Annotated in this window: 20 protein-coding genes; 16 read left to right on the plus strand and 4 right to left on the minus strand. The window is 51.1% G+C overall.

The window, feature by feature from the left end:
• Positions 1-13 precede the first annotated feature (13 nt).
• The 6 genes from ACYVUV_RS00385 (at position 14) to ACYVUV_RS00410 (ending at position 4,145) form a co-directional block, all read left to right on the plus strand.
• Entirely contained in the window at positions 14-385 is a 372-nt protein-coding gene (locus tag ACYVUV_RS00385; protein ID WP_484498872.1) for a hypothetical protein, read from the plus strand.
• Between the two features lie 112 nt (positions 386-497).
• Positions 498-875, plus strand: a complete 378-nt coding sequence (locus ACYVUV_RS00390) for a hypothetical protein (protein WP_296227260.1) — start codon at positions 498-500, stop codon at positions 873-875.
• A gap of 14 nt (positions 876-889) precedes the next feature.
• Positions 890-2,434: an ABC-F family ATP-binding cassette domain-containing protein gene (locus ACYVUV_RS00395; RefSeq protein ID WP_484498873.1), complete on the plus strand. Its 1,545-nt coding sequence runs from the start codon at positions 890-892 to the stop codon at positions 2,432-2,434.
• Between the two features lie 53 nt (positions 2,435-2,487).
• A complete protein-coding gene (locus ACYVUV_RS00400) occupies positions 2,488-3,243 on the plus strand; it encodes a threonine/serine exporter family protein (protein ID WP_439774965.1) in 756 nt (251 codons plus the stop codon).
• 2 nt (positions 3,244-3,245) lie between these two features.
• A complete protein-coding gene (locus ACYVUV_RS00405; RefSeq protein ID WP_439774932.1) occupies positions 3,246-3,737 on the plus strand; it encodes a threonine/serine exporter family protein in 492 nt (163 codons plus the stop codon).
• A 276-nt stretch (positions 3,738-4,013) separates the two neighbouring features.
• Positions 4,014-4,145 carry a prevent-host-death family antitoxin gene (locus ACYVUV_RS00410; protein ID WP_484498874.1) on the plus strand — a complete coding sequence of 44 codons (132 nt, stop codon included), beginning with the start codon at positions 4,014-4,016 and terminating at the stop codon, positions 4,143-4,145.
• Positions 4,146-4,200: 55 nt separating this feature from the next.
• Here ACYVUV_RS00410 and ACYVUV_RS00415 read toward each other — a convergent pair whose 3' ends face one another.
• Both ACYVUV_RS00415 and ACYVUV_RS00420 read right to left on the minus strand, forming a co-directional pair.
• Positions 4,201-4,635, minus strand: a complete 435-nt coding sequence (locus ACYVUV_RS00415) for a hypothetical protein (RefSeq protein ID WP_484498875.1) — start codon at positions 4,633-4,635, stop codon at positions 4,201-4,203.
• 120 nt (positions 4,636-4,755) lie between these two features.
• Positions 4,756-5,193, minus strand: a complete 438-nt coding sequence (locus tag ACYVUV_RS00420) for a cupin domain-containing protein (protein ID WP_439774935.1) — start codon at positions 5,191-5,193, stop codon at positions 4,756-4,758.
• A 177-nt stretch (positions 5,194-5,370) separates the two neighbouring features.
• Between ACYVUV_RS00420 and ACYVUV_RS00425 the strand changes: the two genes are divergently transcribed.
• The 4 genes from ACYVUV_RS00425 to ACYVUV_RS00440 all read left to right on the plus strand — a co-directional run bounded on the left by ACYVUV_RS00425 (position 5,371) and on the right by ACYVUV_RS00440 (position 7,528).
• Positions 5,371-5,868 (plus strand): hypothetical protein, encoded by a 498-nt coding sequence (locus tag ACYVUV_RS00425; RefSeq protein ID WP_484498876.1) that lies wholly within the window; start codon positions 5,371-5,373, stop codon positions 5,866-5,868.
• 2 nt (positions 5,869-5,870) lie between these two features.
• Entirely contained in the window at positions 5,871-6,065 is a 195-nt protein-coding gene (locus tag ACYVUV_RS00430; protein ID WP_439774937.1) for a helix-turn-helix transcriptional regulator, read from the plus strand.
• 318 nt (positions 6,066-6,383) lie between these two features.
• Positions 6,384-6,899 (plus strand): hypothetical protein, encoded by a 516-nt coding sequence (locus tag ACYVUV_RS00435; protein ID WP_271027621.1) that lies wholly within the window; start codon positions 6,384-6,386, stop codon positions 6,897-6,899.
• 2 nt (positions 6,900-6,901) lie between these two features.
• A complete protein-coding gene (locus ACYVUV_RS00440; protein WP_484498877.1) occupies positions 6,902-7,528 on the plus strand; it encodes an LVIS_2131 family protein in 627 nt (208 codons plus the stop codon).
• Between the two features lie 64 nt (positions 7,529-7,592).
• On the opposite strand, the gene ACYVUV_RS00445 is transcribed toward ACYVUV_RS00440, so the two are convergent.
• A complete protein-coding gene (locus ACYVUV_RS00445) occupies positions 7,593-9,131 on the minus strand; it encodes an O-antigen ligase family protein (protein WP_484498878.1) in 1,539 nt (512 codons plus the stop codon).
• A 65-nt stretch (positions 9,132-9,196) separates the two neighbouring features.
• On the minus strand, positions 9,197-9,532 hold the full coding sequence (locus ACYVUV_RS00450) for a hypothetical protein (protein ID WP_439774941.1): 336 nt from the start codon (positions 9,530-9,532) through the stop codon (positions 9,197-9,199).
• Positions 9,533-9,622: 90 nt separating this feature from the next.
• Here ACYVUV_RS00450 and ACYVUV_RS00455 point away from each other — a divergent pair, with 90 nt between their 5' ends.
• The 6 genes from ACYVUV_RS00455 (at position 9,623) to ACYVUV_RS00480 (ending at position 14,567) form a co-directional block, all read left to right on the plus strand.
• The gene (locus ACYVUV_RS00455) at positions 9,623-10,165 is read left to right on the plus strand and encodes a guanylate kinase (protein ID WP_484498879.1); all 543 of its coding nucleotides are present in this window, start codon (positions 9,623-9,625) and stop codon (positions 10,163-10,165) included.
• Between the two features lie 107 nt (positions 10,166-10,272).
• Positions 10,273-10,758 (plus strand): C40 family peptidase, encoded by a 486-nt coding sequence (locus tag ACYVUV_RS00460; RefSeq protein ID WP_484498880.1) that lies wholly within the window; start codon positions 10,273-10,275, stop codon positions 10,756-10,758.
• Positions 10,759-11,040: 282 nt separating this feature from the next.
• Positions 11,041-12,087 (plus strand): 2-hydroxyacid dehydrogenase, encoded by a 1,047-nt coding sequence (locus tag ACYVUV_RS00465; protein ID WP_484498881.1) that lies wholly within the window; start codon positions 11,041-11,043, stop codon positions 12,085-12,087.
• A 169-nt stretch (positions 12,088-12,256) separates the two neighbouring features.
• Positions 12,257-12,730, plus strand: a complete 474-nt coding sequence (locus ACYVUV_RS00470; RefSeq protein ID WP_439774945.1) for a C40 family peptidase — start codon at positions 12,257-12,259, stop codon at positions 12,728-12,730.
• Positions 12,731-12,918: 188 nt separating this feature from the next.
• Positions 12,919-13,701, plus strand: a complete 783-nt coding sequence (locus ACYVUV_RS00475) for a C40 family peptidase (protein WP_439774946.1) — start codon at positions 12,919-12,921, stop codon at positions 13,699-13,701.
• A gap of 152 nt (positions 13,702-13,853) precedes the next feature.
• Positions 13,854-14,567 carry a C40 family peptidase gene (locus tag ACYVUV_RS00480; RefSeq protein WP_484498882.1) on the plus strand — a complete coding sequence of 238 codons (714 nt, stop codon included), beginning with the start codon at positions 13,854-13,856 and terminating at the stop codon, positions 14,565-14,567.
• The last annotated feature ends 20 nt before the right edge of the window (positions 14,568-14,587 follow it).

Below are 14,587 nucleotides of genomic sequence, written 5' to 3' on the forward strand. Positions count from 1 at the left end.
GAGCTGCTCAAAAATGGACACTGGCCAGACCAAAGTTGATGAGACTTTTTATAATGGAGACTTACAAGATGAACCCGAAGTTGATTTTTCCTATGGCAGAACTAAACTGCGGGTTTGGGAGGGATTTGTGGAAGACCTTTTTGAATATCCTAAAATTCCTAAGTCAGAATGGGGAAAAATGAGCCGTGACTATTTCTTTGAGCAAGGCCCTTGGGCAGAAGAGCCTGACTGCTACGTGGACGCGGAAGAGTATTACAATGACTTGCTGAATTATCGCAAGAAGAAATTCCGCTTTGACCAGTCCCGGCAGCTTTGTGACCGGCTCATTGAAATGTTTGCCCAAGCTGCCCAAAAGCATGACAAGGTAAATATTGTGGTTGAATAAGAGGGTCCAGGGATTCTGGATCCCTCTTATTTTTTCCTTTTCAGCAATAATTTTCCTACTAACCAGGGGGCAAAATACGTTAAGATAGTTGATAGAATTAGGAGGGATTTTCGTGAAAAAACGCTACTATCCATACATCTATGGCGGAATCGCCGGCGTAATGACTTTCATCGCCATGTTCTACATCTGCCGGCACTCTTTCGCCTTGACCAATACCCAGTCCCTGGTCTGGGGCATCATCGGCGCCATCCTGGTCTTCGTGAGCTCGTCTTACACCGAATACGCCATTGCCGAAATCCAGCGGATCTCTGACAAGTACCACCTGGATGAGGAATTCCTCTCCGGCTTGACCAAGCTCAGTCCCAGCTACTTCCGGGTGGCTGACGACCACCTGCACTTGACCGCTCCGCGCTATCTTTGGCCGCGGATCCTCAAGACCTTGCAGAAGTACGACCGTGAGCGCAAGCAGGCGGAAGACTTCCACCTGTAAGAAAGGAAAAAATTTTGAGTTTACTGACCGTCAGCGGCTTGACCCAGGGCTTTGCGGAAAAGACCCTCTATGAAGACGCCAATTTTGTTTTAAACAAGGAAGACCACATGGGGGTCACCGGCCAAAATGGGGTCGGCAAGTCCACCTTGATCAAAATCCTGACCGGGGAAATCCTCCCCGATGAAGGGAGCGTCAAGTGGCAAAACAAGCTCTCCGTCGGCTACCTGGACCAGTACGCCAAACTGACGCCCGGCCTGACCATGCGGGACTTTTTAAAAACTGCCTTTGACCAGCTCTACCAAGATGAAGCCCGGTTGAACCAGCTCTACATCGACTACAGCGAAAGCGGCGATGAGGCCCTGTTGACCAAAGCAGGCCGTTTGCAGACCTACCTGGAAGAAAACAACTTCTACGACCTGGACACTGAAATCGACCGGGTGGCCAGTGGCTTGGGCCTGGCCGAACTGGGCTTTGACCGGGACGTCTCCAAGCTTTCCGGGGGCCAGCGGTCCAAGCTGATCCTGGCCAAGCTCCTCTTAGAGCAGCCCCAGGTCTTGGTCCTGGACGAACCAACCAACTACTTAGACGTCGGCCACATCGACTGGCTGGTCGACTACCTGAATGATTTTACCGGTGCTTTTATCGTCGTCAGCCACGACTATGACTTTTTGGGCCGGATCACCAACTGTATTATCGACATCGACTTCGGGACCATTACCCGCTATACCGGGACATTAAAGCAGGCCATGCGGCAAAAGGAAGCCAACCGGCAGACCTACCTGAAGGCCTATGCCAACCAGCAGCGGCAGATTGCCAAGACTGAAGCCTATATCAGAAAAAACAAGGCCGGCACCCGGGCCAAAAGCGCCCGGTCCCGGCAAAAGCAGCTGGACAGGATGGAAATTTTGACGCCTCCGCAAAACGGCAAGAAGGCTAAATTTGACTTCCCATACGTTGAAACAGCCTCCAACTTGCTTTTGCAAACGCAGGACCTGGTGATCGGCTATGACCAGGCTTTGGTTAAGGAAGCCTTCAACTTCTCCGTAGGCAATGGGGAAAAGGTGGCCATCACCGGTTTTAACGGGATCGGCAAGACTACCCTGCTTAAGACCCTTTTGGGGCAGATTTCGCCTATCTATGGGGGCTTTGACCTGTCGGCCACGGCTAAATTGGCCTACTTTAAGCAGGATTTGACCTGGCCCAACCAGAATATGACACCTCTGCAGTACTTAGAGAGTGAATTTGACCAGAAGAAGCCCAAGGAACTCCGCCAGGCTTTAGCCCGGATGGGACTGACAGCCCAATTGGTCATGAGCCCCTTAAAGGAACTGTCCGGGGGCGAGCAGGAAAAGGTGAAGCTGGCTAAGATGCAGTTTGAGCCGGCCAACCTGCTTTTCCTTGACGAACCGACCAACCACCTGGACAATGAAACTAAGGACAGCCTTAGAAAGGCCATCGTCAACTTCCCAGGCGGGGTCATCGTCGTCAGTCACGAACGGGACTTCTTCAGAGGTGACTGGGTCGACAAGGTCGTCGATATTGAAGCCATGAATAATTGATTTAGCTGCCTTTAGGCAGGCTCGCGGTGAAAAAAATGAGCACAGACGCGTACATGAAAAGAGTCGTTCATACTTGTTTGAAGGCTGGCCGCCTCATGCTGGCCGGCGGTAGCGAAATGTACCGGGTGGAGGACACCATGCGCAGGATCGCCATCAACGCCGGCATCAAGGAGGTCAACGTTTTTGCCATGCCAACCGGGATCTTCGTCAGCCTGGATGATGGGGAATGCAGCACGGTGACGGAACTGGAATCGGTCAAGAAGCGGGCCATCAACCTGGAACTGGTTGACCGGGTCAATGAGTTCTCCCGGGAATTTGCCGACAAGCGGATTGACCTGGCGCAGCTGGAAGAAAAGCTGCGGGAAGTCGAGGAGCAGACCCCGACTTTCCCTTTATGGCTGCAGGTCATTGGGGCCGGGATCTTGAGTGCCACCTTGATGGTCCTCTTTTTGGATGTCTATGACTGGGCCGATTTCCCGGTTGCCGGCCTGATCGGGGCCAGCGGCTATTTAATGGACTCCTGGCTTAAACGTCACACCAAGGTCCGCTTTTTGGCTGAACTGATCGCGGCCATGGAGATGGGCCTGCTCACTATTATCATCAGCCGGATTTTCCCGGCCTGCAACGTGAACAATATTTTGATCGGGGCCTTGATGACTCTGGTGCCAGGGCTGGCCTTGACCAACGCCTTGAGAGACCTCTTCATGGGCGACTGGGTGTCAGGGATCGTGCGCATGTGTGAGGCGGCGATGACGGCGATTGCCCTGGGCGGCGGCGTCGGGATCATGATTAGATTTTTAGGAGCATAGTCATGCTGGGGATGCAGGTTAGTTTCAACATCTGGGACGTCTTGATCAACTTGGTCTTTTCATACATTGCCACGGTCGGCTTTGCCTTGACGGTGAATATCCCCCACCGGGTGATTCACTGGAGCGGGATCTGCGGCTGCGCGGGCTGGATGGTCTACTGGCTGGTGACGGAGGCGTCAGGTGGCCGGATGATTTCCAACACCCTGGGCGCTTTTGCCGTGGGCTTGGTCGCTGTTGTTTTGGCCAAGTGGAAAAAGTGTCCCGTCACCCTGTTCAGTGTACCGGGTCTGGTGCCGCTGGTGCCGGGAGCGCCGGCTTATATGGTGGTCAGGCGGCTCATTGACGGCAAGTATATCGCTGCCCAGCAGATGATGATGCGGGTGGCTATCGTGACGGTGTCGATCGCTTTGGGCTTCTTGCTATCGACCCTGTTTCAAGAAGCCTGGAACAAGTACATCAAGCGGCTCAAGCTGCGGGAGAAGCTGGGCAAGTAGCTTTACAAGGTTTGGGAAAGAGCGTATAATCAAATATCGACGAGTCGAGGAAAACGCAAAGGTGCGTATTTTTGAGATAGAGGGCATCAGGCCTTTGGCCAGACGCGGGAAGCGTCGATGCTGACACACCCTTGATGTGAACGAGAAGGAGTCACATTTGCCGTTTGGCAAGTGCCTTGAGTAAGAAAGCCGCTAGAAGCAAGTACGCTTCTGGCGGCTTTTTTGTTGGTTTTGGGTAAAAAATGAAGTAGGATAGCAGCAGGGGAGGGATGCCTTATGGATTCAGAAAAAGAACAAAAGGAATCCCTGGACTACGCGTTTGCCAGGGACAAGTTGATCCGGCAGGGACTTTTGCCGGAGGACCCAATAGTTAAAGCAGATGATGCTTACTGGGAACAATTTAAATAGATGAGCAGACGAAAAATGGAGCAGGGCCAACCTTGCTCCATTTTGTTATTTGCTGTCATTTTACGCTATAACTGCTTTCCTCTTGTCCAATCGAGTCAGAAACAGTGACCTTCCAGCCTATCCCGCTCCGGCGGACAGTGACTTCCTTGTAGTAGGGGAGGTCGGCATCGCCCTTGTCTATCTTCTTGCCGGATTTGGCGAAGAGGGCCTGGTTCTTTTTAACTGTCCGCTTGGTTGAGAAGCTGCTGACATAAGTGGTCCCCATGCCGAAATGGCTGTCGGCCTTGACCTGGTTTAAATAGTAGATGTCGCTATAGCCGTGCTTGGGCAGGGTTTTGTTCAGAACTTCAGTTACCACGCCTTCTTGGGTTGACTTGTAGATCTCGTTGGCCGTAAACAAGACGGAGAAGAGGACAAAGAGCCAGATTGGCGAGGTCAGAATCAGCGTGATGATCTTGTGCTCATGGTAGAGCTGTTTAATTGCCTTCATTTTCTTCCTCCTAATAAAAAATACCCGACAACCATTTTCTACTTCAAATTATAGTCTCCTTATTAAAAAAATCAGCATATTCCAACAAAAAAGCACGTGAAAGATTCACGTGCTTAAAAATTATTCGTTAGACCCTTCCAGTGGCCCTTCTTGGGCGATCGCGTCGGCCTTGGTCGATTCGGTCGTGCCATGCGCGTGCTTTACCGGAGCGTACAAGCTGAAGCACTTCATTGGCTCGTCACCGGCATTGGTGACGTTGTGCCAAGTGTTGTCTGGAATGAAGACAGCTTCACCAGCGTGAACGATCTTGTCCACGGTCAAGTTGTCCTTCTCCTTGCCCAGCTGTACCCGGCCGGTCCCGCTGACCAGGTAGATGAACTGGTCGTTGTCGTGGTGGATCTCCAGGCCGATGTCGCCGCCGCCGGCAGGGATGCACATCAGGGTTACCTGGAAGTGATCTCCTGTCCACAAAGTTTCACGATACTTCTCATTCTCTAAGGCCGCCTGCTTTAAGTCTAAAGCACATGGATCCGGTCCGTAGTCCTTGAAATCAAACATGACAATCACCTTTCTATAGATAAAAAATGTAACCGCTTTATTTGTTGACATCCTAAGTGTAACATATTTATCCAACTTGTCAAAAAATGATGTCAAATATAGTTGACATTATGACAGACATAGTTGATAATCAATGTAAAGTATATTTGACATCAGGATTTATGAAAGGAAAAAATCATGACACTTTTCTTGATCTGTGCTTTGACCGTCTGTTTAGCTGTCTTCTTTGCCGTTAAAGACCAGCAGAATCACCAGCGGCTGGACGAACGCCAGCTCCTGCTCCGGGGGCGGGGCTACAAATACGCCTTCTGGACGGTGCTTGTCGCCAATATCCTTTACAGCCTGGCCTGCATCAATTTTAACCGGCCCCTGGCCACGCCTTTTGCCTCCAGCCTGACGACCGTCATGCTGGGCGGGACGGTTCTGACTTGCTACTGCATCTTCCAGGATGCCTTCCCGGTTAAGGGCCGCTTGAGCCTGGCGGCTGCCTGGACCCTTATCTTCTTTTCCCAGTTCATGAGCCAGATTGGCGACATAACTAGCGGCAGAATCGTCTACTTCAAGAATGGGGCGGCAACTGACGCGGCAGTTGGCCCGGTGGTTCTGGTCTCTTATCTGGCGATCGTGGGCAGCCTCTTGCTCAAGGCCGTGATTGACCGCCATGAGGAGGCCTAGCCGTGAAAAATTTACGCCTTAAAGCGGCCCGGGCGGAAAAGGACCTCTCCCAGCAGCAATTGGCTGATATCGTCGGGGTCTCCCGGCAGACCATCAGCGCCATTGAGAAGGGCAACTACAACCCGACCGTCAACCTTTGCATTGCCATCTGCCAGGCTCTTGGCAAAACTTTGAACGATCTCTTCTGGCCAGAATAAGCCCTTAATAATTCAAGTATAGTTAGATTTTTTTTCGCGTTAATCGCACATGATAAAGGATTAATGCGGGCAGATATGGTAAAATAGCATGGTAATAGAGGACCTGCCGCGCGGCGGGCTCTATTTCCCGGAGCGGCGGTATTTTCCCCATGTTTCTGCCGCCCCGGAGGTTATAAATCAGTCGAGTGCTGGTGACAACCTACATTTCCTATTAATCCTAATGAGAACCGGCCCCCTGGCCGGCTCTTTTTTTCGCTTGCACCCGGGGACTTTTTTAGTTAATGTAGATACAGACATAAATGGACGGTGAGAGAAAAAATGCAGATCAACCTGAAAGACTTAACTAAAGCAATCGAAGAACAGACCTACCTGTCTGACATGGAGACCATCAAGTATTCCGAAGTCTCCCGGAGCAAAAAGAAGCTGCGTGAACACGCCTTGACCATGGTCCAGGAAGTGGCCACGGCCTTGAAGAAGGACCGGCTCATGCAGGTCCAGCTGGTTTTGGAAGGGAAGAACCCCATCACTTTTGCCCTGGAAACCAACATCATCAACCTGCCTTTGGCCAACTACAAGAAGCTGATCAACTTCTTTGACGAAGAAGAAGCCCAGCCGGTCAAGGTTTACTTTGAAACGGCCAGCGAATACCTGAACGCTTCCCACTTCAGAATCGACCTCTTCATGGATGGCGACGAATTAGTGGCTGACGTTGAAGGAGCAGCTGACCGCCTGGCTGACGCCATGAGCGAAAAGATCAAGCAGGTCAAGGAAGGCGAAGCAGCCGCCAAGGAAGCGGCCAAAGAAGCCAAGGCCGAGACTAAGAAAGAGGCATAATTATGTGGAGCTGGAACGTACTGGGGGTGGCCCTCTGGGTGGGAGCCATCGTTTACCTGGTCTTTATCGTGCAAAATATCCGGCGCCGGCGGCTGAAGATGATTATCCAGCGCCAGCACAAGTTTGAATGGGGCAACTCCCTGATCAGCCTGCTGGAAGTCGTCAGCTTCTGCCTTTTGGCCGGCTGGCTCTTGGCCATCAGCCTTTTTGACGACCCGAACTTGACGGATACTTCCCGGATTACTTCATCTGTGACCTACCAGCCCCTGGTCCTGCAGCCCAGCGCCAGCCAGAGCTACTATGTCAAGGTCAAGTCTACCAAGAACCGGGATTTGAACCAGCAGTACATTTTTTACGTCAGTGGGAAAAAGTACACCGTGCCCAGCCACCTGGCTACGGTTTCCTATAGCAAGGATCCAATCAACGTAACGGCGGCGGCTCTGCCTTTCAGCACTAAGGAGCTGAAGAAGGAAGATTCCCGCTACCAGCAGGCTTACGTGGCCATCTATACGGCCAAGTACAAGAACACCGCGGTTAACGGGATCGGCCTGCACGCTGGCCGCCAGGCCAAGCGCTTCTACCTGATCCGGGTCCCGGACAGTTCCTTTATTGACAAGGAAAGCAAGTAAGAATTGAAAACAAAGCAAAAATCGCCTTCTAAGTTAGAAGACGATTTTTTATTTTGGTTTGCTATTACTTTTTCTCAAATCTGACTATCCGGAGTCCTGTGCTTCGGCCTTTTTCTTCCTTGATGTAGGACAAAATTCCGCCGTCGAGGAAGGCCAAAAGCAGGTTAGAGGTCGGGAAGTCCAGGACATTGCCGGACATGTAGCTGGCCCCCAGCAGTAGCGCGCTAGCGATCAGCAGGCTGGTTAAATAGAAGGTCCGGCAGGCTTTTTCCTTCAGCCAGGCAAAGGCCCCGTAAAGAATGATGGCTGGATAGGCGATTAGGTAAAGAAAGGCGCCGATGATCCCTAAGGAGTAGTACTGGGCCGTAAAGTCCCGCTCCAGGTTGAAGATGTTGGTCTGCCGCATATAACCGATCCCCAGCCACTTGTCCAAAGGATCGTTGTCGTACTTGACCACCTGCTTAAGCATGGCTTCTTCGACCTTGCGGTTGGCTAAACGGACGCTGGCCGGCTCTTTAAGCAAGTCGATCCAGAACTGCGGGTCGTACTTATATGGGTAGGACTTAGTGATGAAGCGTTTGTTTAAGGCGTACTTCTGGTAATATTTGGCCAAAAAGTCCTGCTCAAACTCCTTCAGCTTGTCCGGGTCATTCTTGTACTTGGCCAGGCCCGCCTTTAAGATCGCGTTTTCCTTGTCGATCTTAGAGTCATGGCTGTTTGCCCAGTAGATCTCGTACTTGTAGCGCTGGACAGCCGGGGAGACCTGCCAGCAGACCCCGGTGATCCCGGCTAAGGCCAAGAGGGTGACCAGACCGCCTTTTGAAAACTTGACGTTTTTTAAGAAAAGCAGGTGGATTAGCCAGGCGATCAAGCTGACGGTCAGGGTCCCGGCTAAGCCGTAGAGGGCGACTTTCGTGCCGACTTCCAGCATGGCCAAAGTCTGGCTGAGAGCCAAAAGGCCACTCTTCCAGGAGAAGCGCTCAAGCAGCAGGTAGAAGACGACCGGAGCCAGCATCAAGAGGATGGCGCTCAAGGTGTTGGTAAAGTAGAAGAAACCCTTGGAGGCGCTGTGGGAGTAGCCGTAAAGCGGCCCCATGAACCAGGTGAAGATGTTGCCGGAGATCACCCCGGTTTCGTAGGACTTCAGGGAAATCACGAAGAGGTTACTCAAGACAATAGTGCCGGTGAAGAGGCCACTGACCCAGGCGAAGGCTTTTAACAAGAAGTCCTGGCTGATTTCCAGATTCTTGGTCACCCAGATCAAGGCCAGGGGCAGGAGCATTCTGAAGAGGTAAAAAATCTCCCCGAAATTCGAGTAGCCGTAGTCGTTCGGGCTGAGGCTCTTAAAGTTCTGCATGTGCCAGAGGTGGAAGATCCCATAGAGGACCAGAATAGCCAGGTAGGCCCAGAGCCAGGCCGGGGGCAATTTCTTTTGCCCCCAGACAAGGAGGCCAACCAGGACGACTACTCCGGCGATCCGGATGATGGTCGGGATGGTGAAGGGCAGGATGGTCGCCAATTTCCCCCGGTAGAAGAAGTCCAAATCCAGGAAAGGCTGGAGGATGATGAACCAGTAGAGCAGGCTTTTAGTTTTTTCTTTCATTTATAGTCAACTCGCTTTCCCTACTATCTTAACAAAAAACTCCGCGGGATAACCGCGGAGTTCTCTTACTTGCTCTTCTTGGCCGGAGCCTTCTTTTCCTTTTTGTCCTTATCTTTGTCGTCAGCCTTCATGGTCGGGGCCACCTTTTCGATGGTAATGTTGTTGGTGGAGAGGGCCTTGGCCTTCTTGGCTGACCGGGCCGGCTTCATGTTCTTGAAGTTGACGACCAGCTTGTAGTTGAGGTCGCTGACGGCAGTAGCGTCAACGTCGTCAAAGGAAGTGATGGCCAGGAGGGCGGAGTTTTCATAGATCTTTTCCACCGTGCCTTGGAACTGCTTCTTCAGTTCTTCTTCTGACTTGGCGTTAACGACGGCACCTAATTCAACATCGGCTTTCTTCATGGCAATCTCCTTAATTCTCAAACGGTTAAAATTTCAACTAGGCTATGATATAGTATAGAGCGAAAAAATTCAAGTTAGGAGACTCTCTTTTTGGCTAAAAAAATTATCTTGATCGCCGGTCCCAGCGGGGCTGGCAAGACAACCATATCTGAATACCTGGCTGACCGCTACCAGATCCCCCGGGTGATTACCCACACCACCCGGCCAAGGCGGCCTGGGGAAAGCGAGTCAGCTTACTATTTTGAAGACGATGCCTCTTTTGCCAAGCTGCACTTTTTTGAACATGTCAAATACGGGGACTACCAGTATGGGTCCAGTAAAGAAGGGCTGGAAAGAGCCTGGGGAAAGAGCGACCTGGTCAGCTTGATCGTGGACATCGAGGGGGCCAGGTCCTACATAAAGGCCTTAGGTGACCAGGTTTACTTCCTTTATGTGACCTGCAGCCTGGATACTTTGGCCAAAAGAATGGCTGACAGAGGCGATTCAAGTGACCAGATCAAGAAGCGGCTGGCCGGCAGCGAATTGAATGAATTGCCGGCAGACCTGGAAAATCGCGCCCATGTCCTGGTCAACGACGACCTGGAAGCGACCTATGCCAGCTTGGCTGCCTTGGTCAAAAAAATGCAAGATTAAGCTTTTTTTCATAAACTGTAAAAAAGGCGTGACCTTTTTGAAACAGAATTGAAATATTTCTCCTGTAAGATGTTAAACATCAAGTTAAGAAAAGGAAGTAAATCATTTTGAAGTTCAAGAAGTCATTAGCCAAAGTTTTAGCAGCCGTATCCCTGGCCTTCGCCGGTTTCGCTGTAGTCAACACTGCAAATACTCAAAACAGCACCGTGCAAGCTGCTTCTAAGACCACCAAGCGCAACAAGGTCGTATCCCTGGCCAAGAAGGAAGTCGGCAAGAGCTACGTTTACGGGGCAACCGGTCCTAACGCTTTTGACTGCTCCGGCTTGACTAGTTACGTTTACAGCCACGCTATTGGCAAGTACATCACCCGGACCACCTACACCCAGGTTCGCCAAGGCAAGACGGTTGCCGTTTCAACTGCCAGCCTGCAAAAGGGCGACCTGCTCTTCTGGGGTTCCAAGTCCTCCCCATACCACGTAGGTATCTACATCGGCAACGGCCAATACGTTCACGCCGCTACTCCAAGCCAGGGCGTGCGCAAGCAGTACCTGAGCTCCTACTTCTGGCCATCAACTGCCAAGCGGATCATCTAATTAGCAAACTTCAAAATGACCAAATCAGCGTCCTTGAGGCACTCGCCTCAGGGGCGCTTTTCTTTGCCTTTTTTCTGCTAGATTAAAAAGAAAAGTTGGACTTTTAAGGGAAGAATTTACGGAAAGCAAAGTCTGTCAGCCCTTACCTGCCTTAGGGAGGCGGGAGAAAATTAAATAGTTAAGAAGTTAAGCTAAGGGCTTGTAAATGAGAAAGGAATTAAATAAAATAGGGGCAATTATTGAAACAAGTAAAGTGAAGTCCTAGAAAAGAAGGTATTCAAGATGAGAATTGCATGTTACGGCGTTAGGCCGCTTGAAAGAAGCTATTTTGAAAAACTGAACAAGTACGACTACGACTTGAAGCTCATTCCTGAATACTTGAACCGGGAAAACGTCACGCAAGCTGCTGACTGCGACGCCGTCCTGGTCCGGGGCAACTGCCTCTGTGACCGGACCAACCTGCAGCAGTTCAAGGACTACGGGATCTCCTGGGTCTTTACCCGGTCAGTCGGCGTGGACCACTTTGACCTGGAAGCTGCTAAAGACCTGGGGATCTCCGTTGCCCGCGTGCCAAACTATTCCCCATATGCGGTAGCCAACCTGGCCTTTACCCTGGGTTTGACTTTGTCAAGACACGTTGGTGAAGCTGCCCATCATGTCCATGAACAGGACTTTGGGATGCACCCAGACTACTTCGCTACGGAATTCAACCGTTTGAAGGTTGGCATCTACGGGGCCGGCAAGATCGGGGCAGTAGAAGGCAAGATGTGGCAGGCTCTGGGCGCTGAAGTTTATGCCTATGACCCATACCCATCCGACTTCGCCAAGCAATACTGCACTTTTGTCACAGAAGACGAACTGCTGGCAACTTGTGACATCGTTTCCGTTCACGTGCCATACTTCCCAGGCAAGAACGACAAGCTGATGAACGCCGAATTCATCGCTAAGATGAAGGAAGGGGCGGTTTTGGTCAACACGGCCCGGGGAGAACTGGCTGATGAAGCCGCCATCGCTGCTGCTGTCTCCAGCAACCACCTGTCTGGCTACGGCGCTGACGTGGTTTCCAATGAAAAGAAGATCATGGGCCACAGCTTCGCCTCTGAAAGCGACGTGCCGGACTCAGAAGTTCAGTCCTTGATGGACCTTTACCCGCGGGTGCTTTTGACTCCGCACATGGGCTCCTTTACTGAACCAGCCCTGGAAGACATGATCTCTTTGTCCTTTAACAATTTCCACAACATGGCCACTGAGGGGGCAGTTGATGCCCGCAATGAAGTCGTGGCCGCGCCTGAAAGCTCTTCAGCTGCTTCTGAGAAGCTGCGGGCTTAATAAATTAAGGTTCTGGCTCTTGACCAGGGCCTTTTTTTACGGAAAAATTGCCGGATGTTAAAAAACTGCAAAGGCTTATTAAAGAAACTGCAAACGGTCTGTAAATTTCCTGTAACACTCATCGGCTATGATATAAGCATCGAGAAAAGAGAAAGAGAGTTACAACGTAATGAAGCAGTTTAAGCAGATCTTAGCAAAATTAACCTTAGCCCTGGCCCTGGTTGTTCCTGTCGCAATCCAGGCAAACAGCCACCAGGCCCAGGCAGCCAGTGTGACGACCAAGCGGAACAAGGTTGTCTCCTTGGCCAAGAAGCAAGTTGGCAAGCGCTACGTATACGGCGCTACCGGCCCTTACAGCTTTGACTGCTCAGGCTTGACCCAGTACGTTTTCAAGAAGGCGATCAAGAAGTCCATTTCCCGGACCACTTACACCCAGGTAAAGAAGGGCAAGACCGTTAAGGTTTCAACTGCCAAGCTGAAGAAGGGCGACCTGCTCTTCTGGGGCTCCAAGTCATCTCCATACCACGTTGGGATTTACGTGGGCGGCGGCCAGTACGTGCACGCGGCTACTCCAAGCCAAGGGGTCCGCAAGCAGTACCTGAGCTCCTACTTCTGGCCATCAACCGCCAAGCGGGTCATCTAAATTACCATTACCTGCTAAAATTACGATAACAACGATAAAAAAGAAGGTCAGCGAGGCAAAAATCGCTGGCCTTTTTAAAATGGGCTTAATTTTAACAGTCTAGTATTCTTTTTGTAACATTCTTGTAACATTGGTAACCTATTATAGATCTTGCGTAAAAAATCAGAATAGAAAAGGATATCAAAGTTTTGAAGTTCAAGAGTTTATTAGTCAAAGTTTTACTGGCCCTGGCCCTGGTTGCTCCTGCAGCAGCTACTGCCCAAGCTCCGGCAGCCCAGGCAGCTACTGTTAAGGCTGTCAACAAGCAAGTAGTGATCAACTACGTGGCCGGCTACAGCGTTAAGGCCTGGAAGAATTACAAGGTCAAGACCGGCGCGGCCAATGATACTGGCATCAGCTTCAAGCACGGGACCACTTTGACGGTAATCGGCGAAGTCAAGTACAAGAAGCAAACCTGGTACAAGATCGCTGACAACGAATGGGTTCTGGCTTCTTACACTTTGAGTCCTGAAGCTTGGGCCAAGAAGGCAGCCGCAGCTAAGAAGGCCGCTGCCAAGGCAGCTAAGAAGGCTGCGGCGGCTAAGAAGCTGTCCAAGAGCAAGAAGGCTAAGGAAAACAAGGTTGTTGCCTTGGCCAAGGCGCAAGTAGGCAAGCCTTACGTTTGGGGCGCAACTGGTCCTTACAGCTTTGACTGCTCAGGCTTGACCAGCTATGTTTACAGCCACGCTCTGGGCAAGTACATTACCCGGACCACTTACACGCAAGTGCACCAAGGCAAGACGGTTGCTGTTTCTACTGCAACTTTGAAGAAGGGGGACCTGCTTTTCTGGGGTTCCAAGTCTTCCCCATACCACGTCGGGATTTACGTGGGCGGCGGCAAGTTTGTTCACGCGGCTACTCCAAGCCAGGGCGTGATCAAGCAGAGCCTGAGCTACTACTTCTGGCCATCAACCGCCAAGCGCTTGATTTAATCGAGAAATATCCTTTATATGGGACGCCAGCTGGCGTCCTTTTTCTTTTGCCTGGCGATTAAAAAACAACTGTATTTTTTCTGTAACCTTTCTGTAACACAACTTGCTTAAACTAGAAAAAGCGAATTCAATTTAGGAGCGGAAAAAGAAAGATGAAACGGAAATTCAGTTTAGTGCTTTTGTTATTGGCAGCTTGGCTGGGCGGGGCGCAGCCGGCCTACGCGGCAAGTGACAGCCAGGACAGCAATATTACGATCGTGAAGAAGACCTTGGTTGCTTACAATAAGGGCAACAAGATCAACACTTGGAATACTTACGGGGCCGGCAAGAAAAATGTTGGCCAGGTTAAGTCCGGCTATAAGTTTACGGCCACGGGTCAAGCCCAGTACAAGGGGCGGACCTGGTACCGGATCAAGAGCAACAAGTGGATTCTGGGCACTAACACTGTATCTACTAGCAAGTACGCTTCAATTAAGGCAGCCGCGGCTAAGACGGCTAAGCAAAAGAAGGTAGTTGCATTGGCAAACGCGCAAGTCGGCAAGGCTTACGTCTGGGGGGCAACTGGCCCTTACAGTTTTGACTGCTCAGGCTTGACCATGTACGTGTACAAGAAGGCAACTGGCTTGTCATTGCCGCACTACTCAGTCAGCCAGCTCTACTACGGCAAGGCGGTATCAACCAAGAAGTTGGCTAAGGGTGACTTGCTCTTCTTTGGTTCCAAGTCAGCTCCAAGCCACGTCGGGATTTACGTGGGCGGCGGCAAGTTTGTCCATGCCTCCAGCCCGACGGTTGGGGTGATCAAGTCCAAGGTCAGCACGAACCGCTCCAGTGCGTTCTACCCATCCAGCGCGCGGAGAGTAATTTAAGCCGTGTTCTTATCTTGCTA

The organism is Lactobacillus sp. WILCCON 0149 (genome assembly GCF_057197965.1).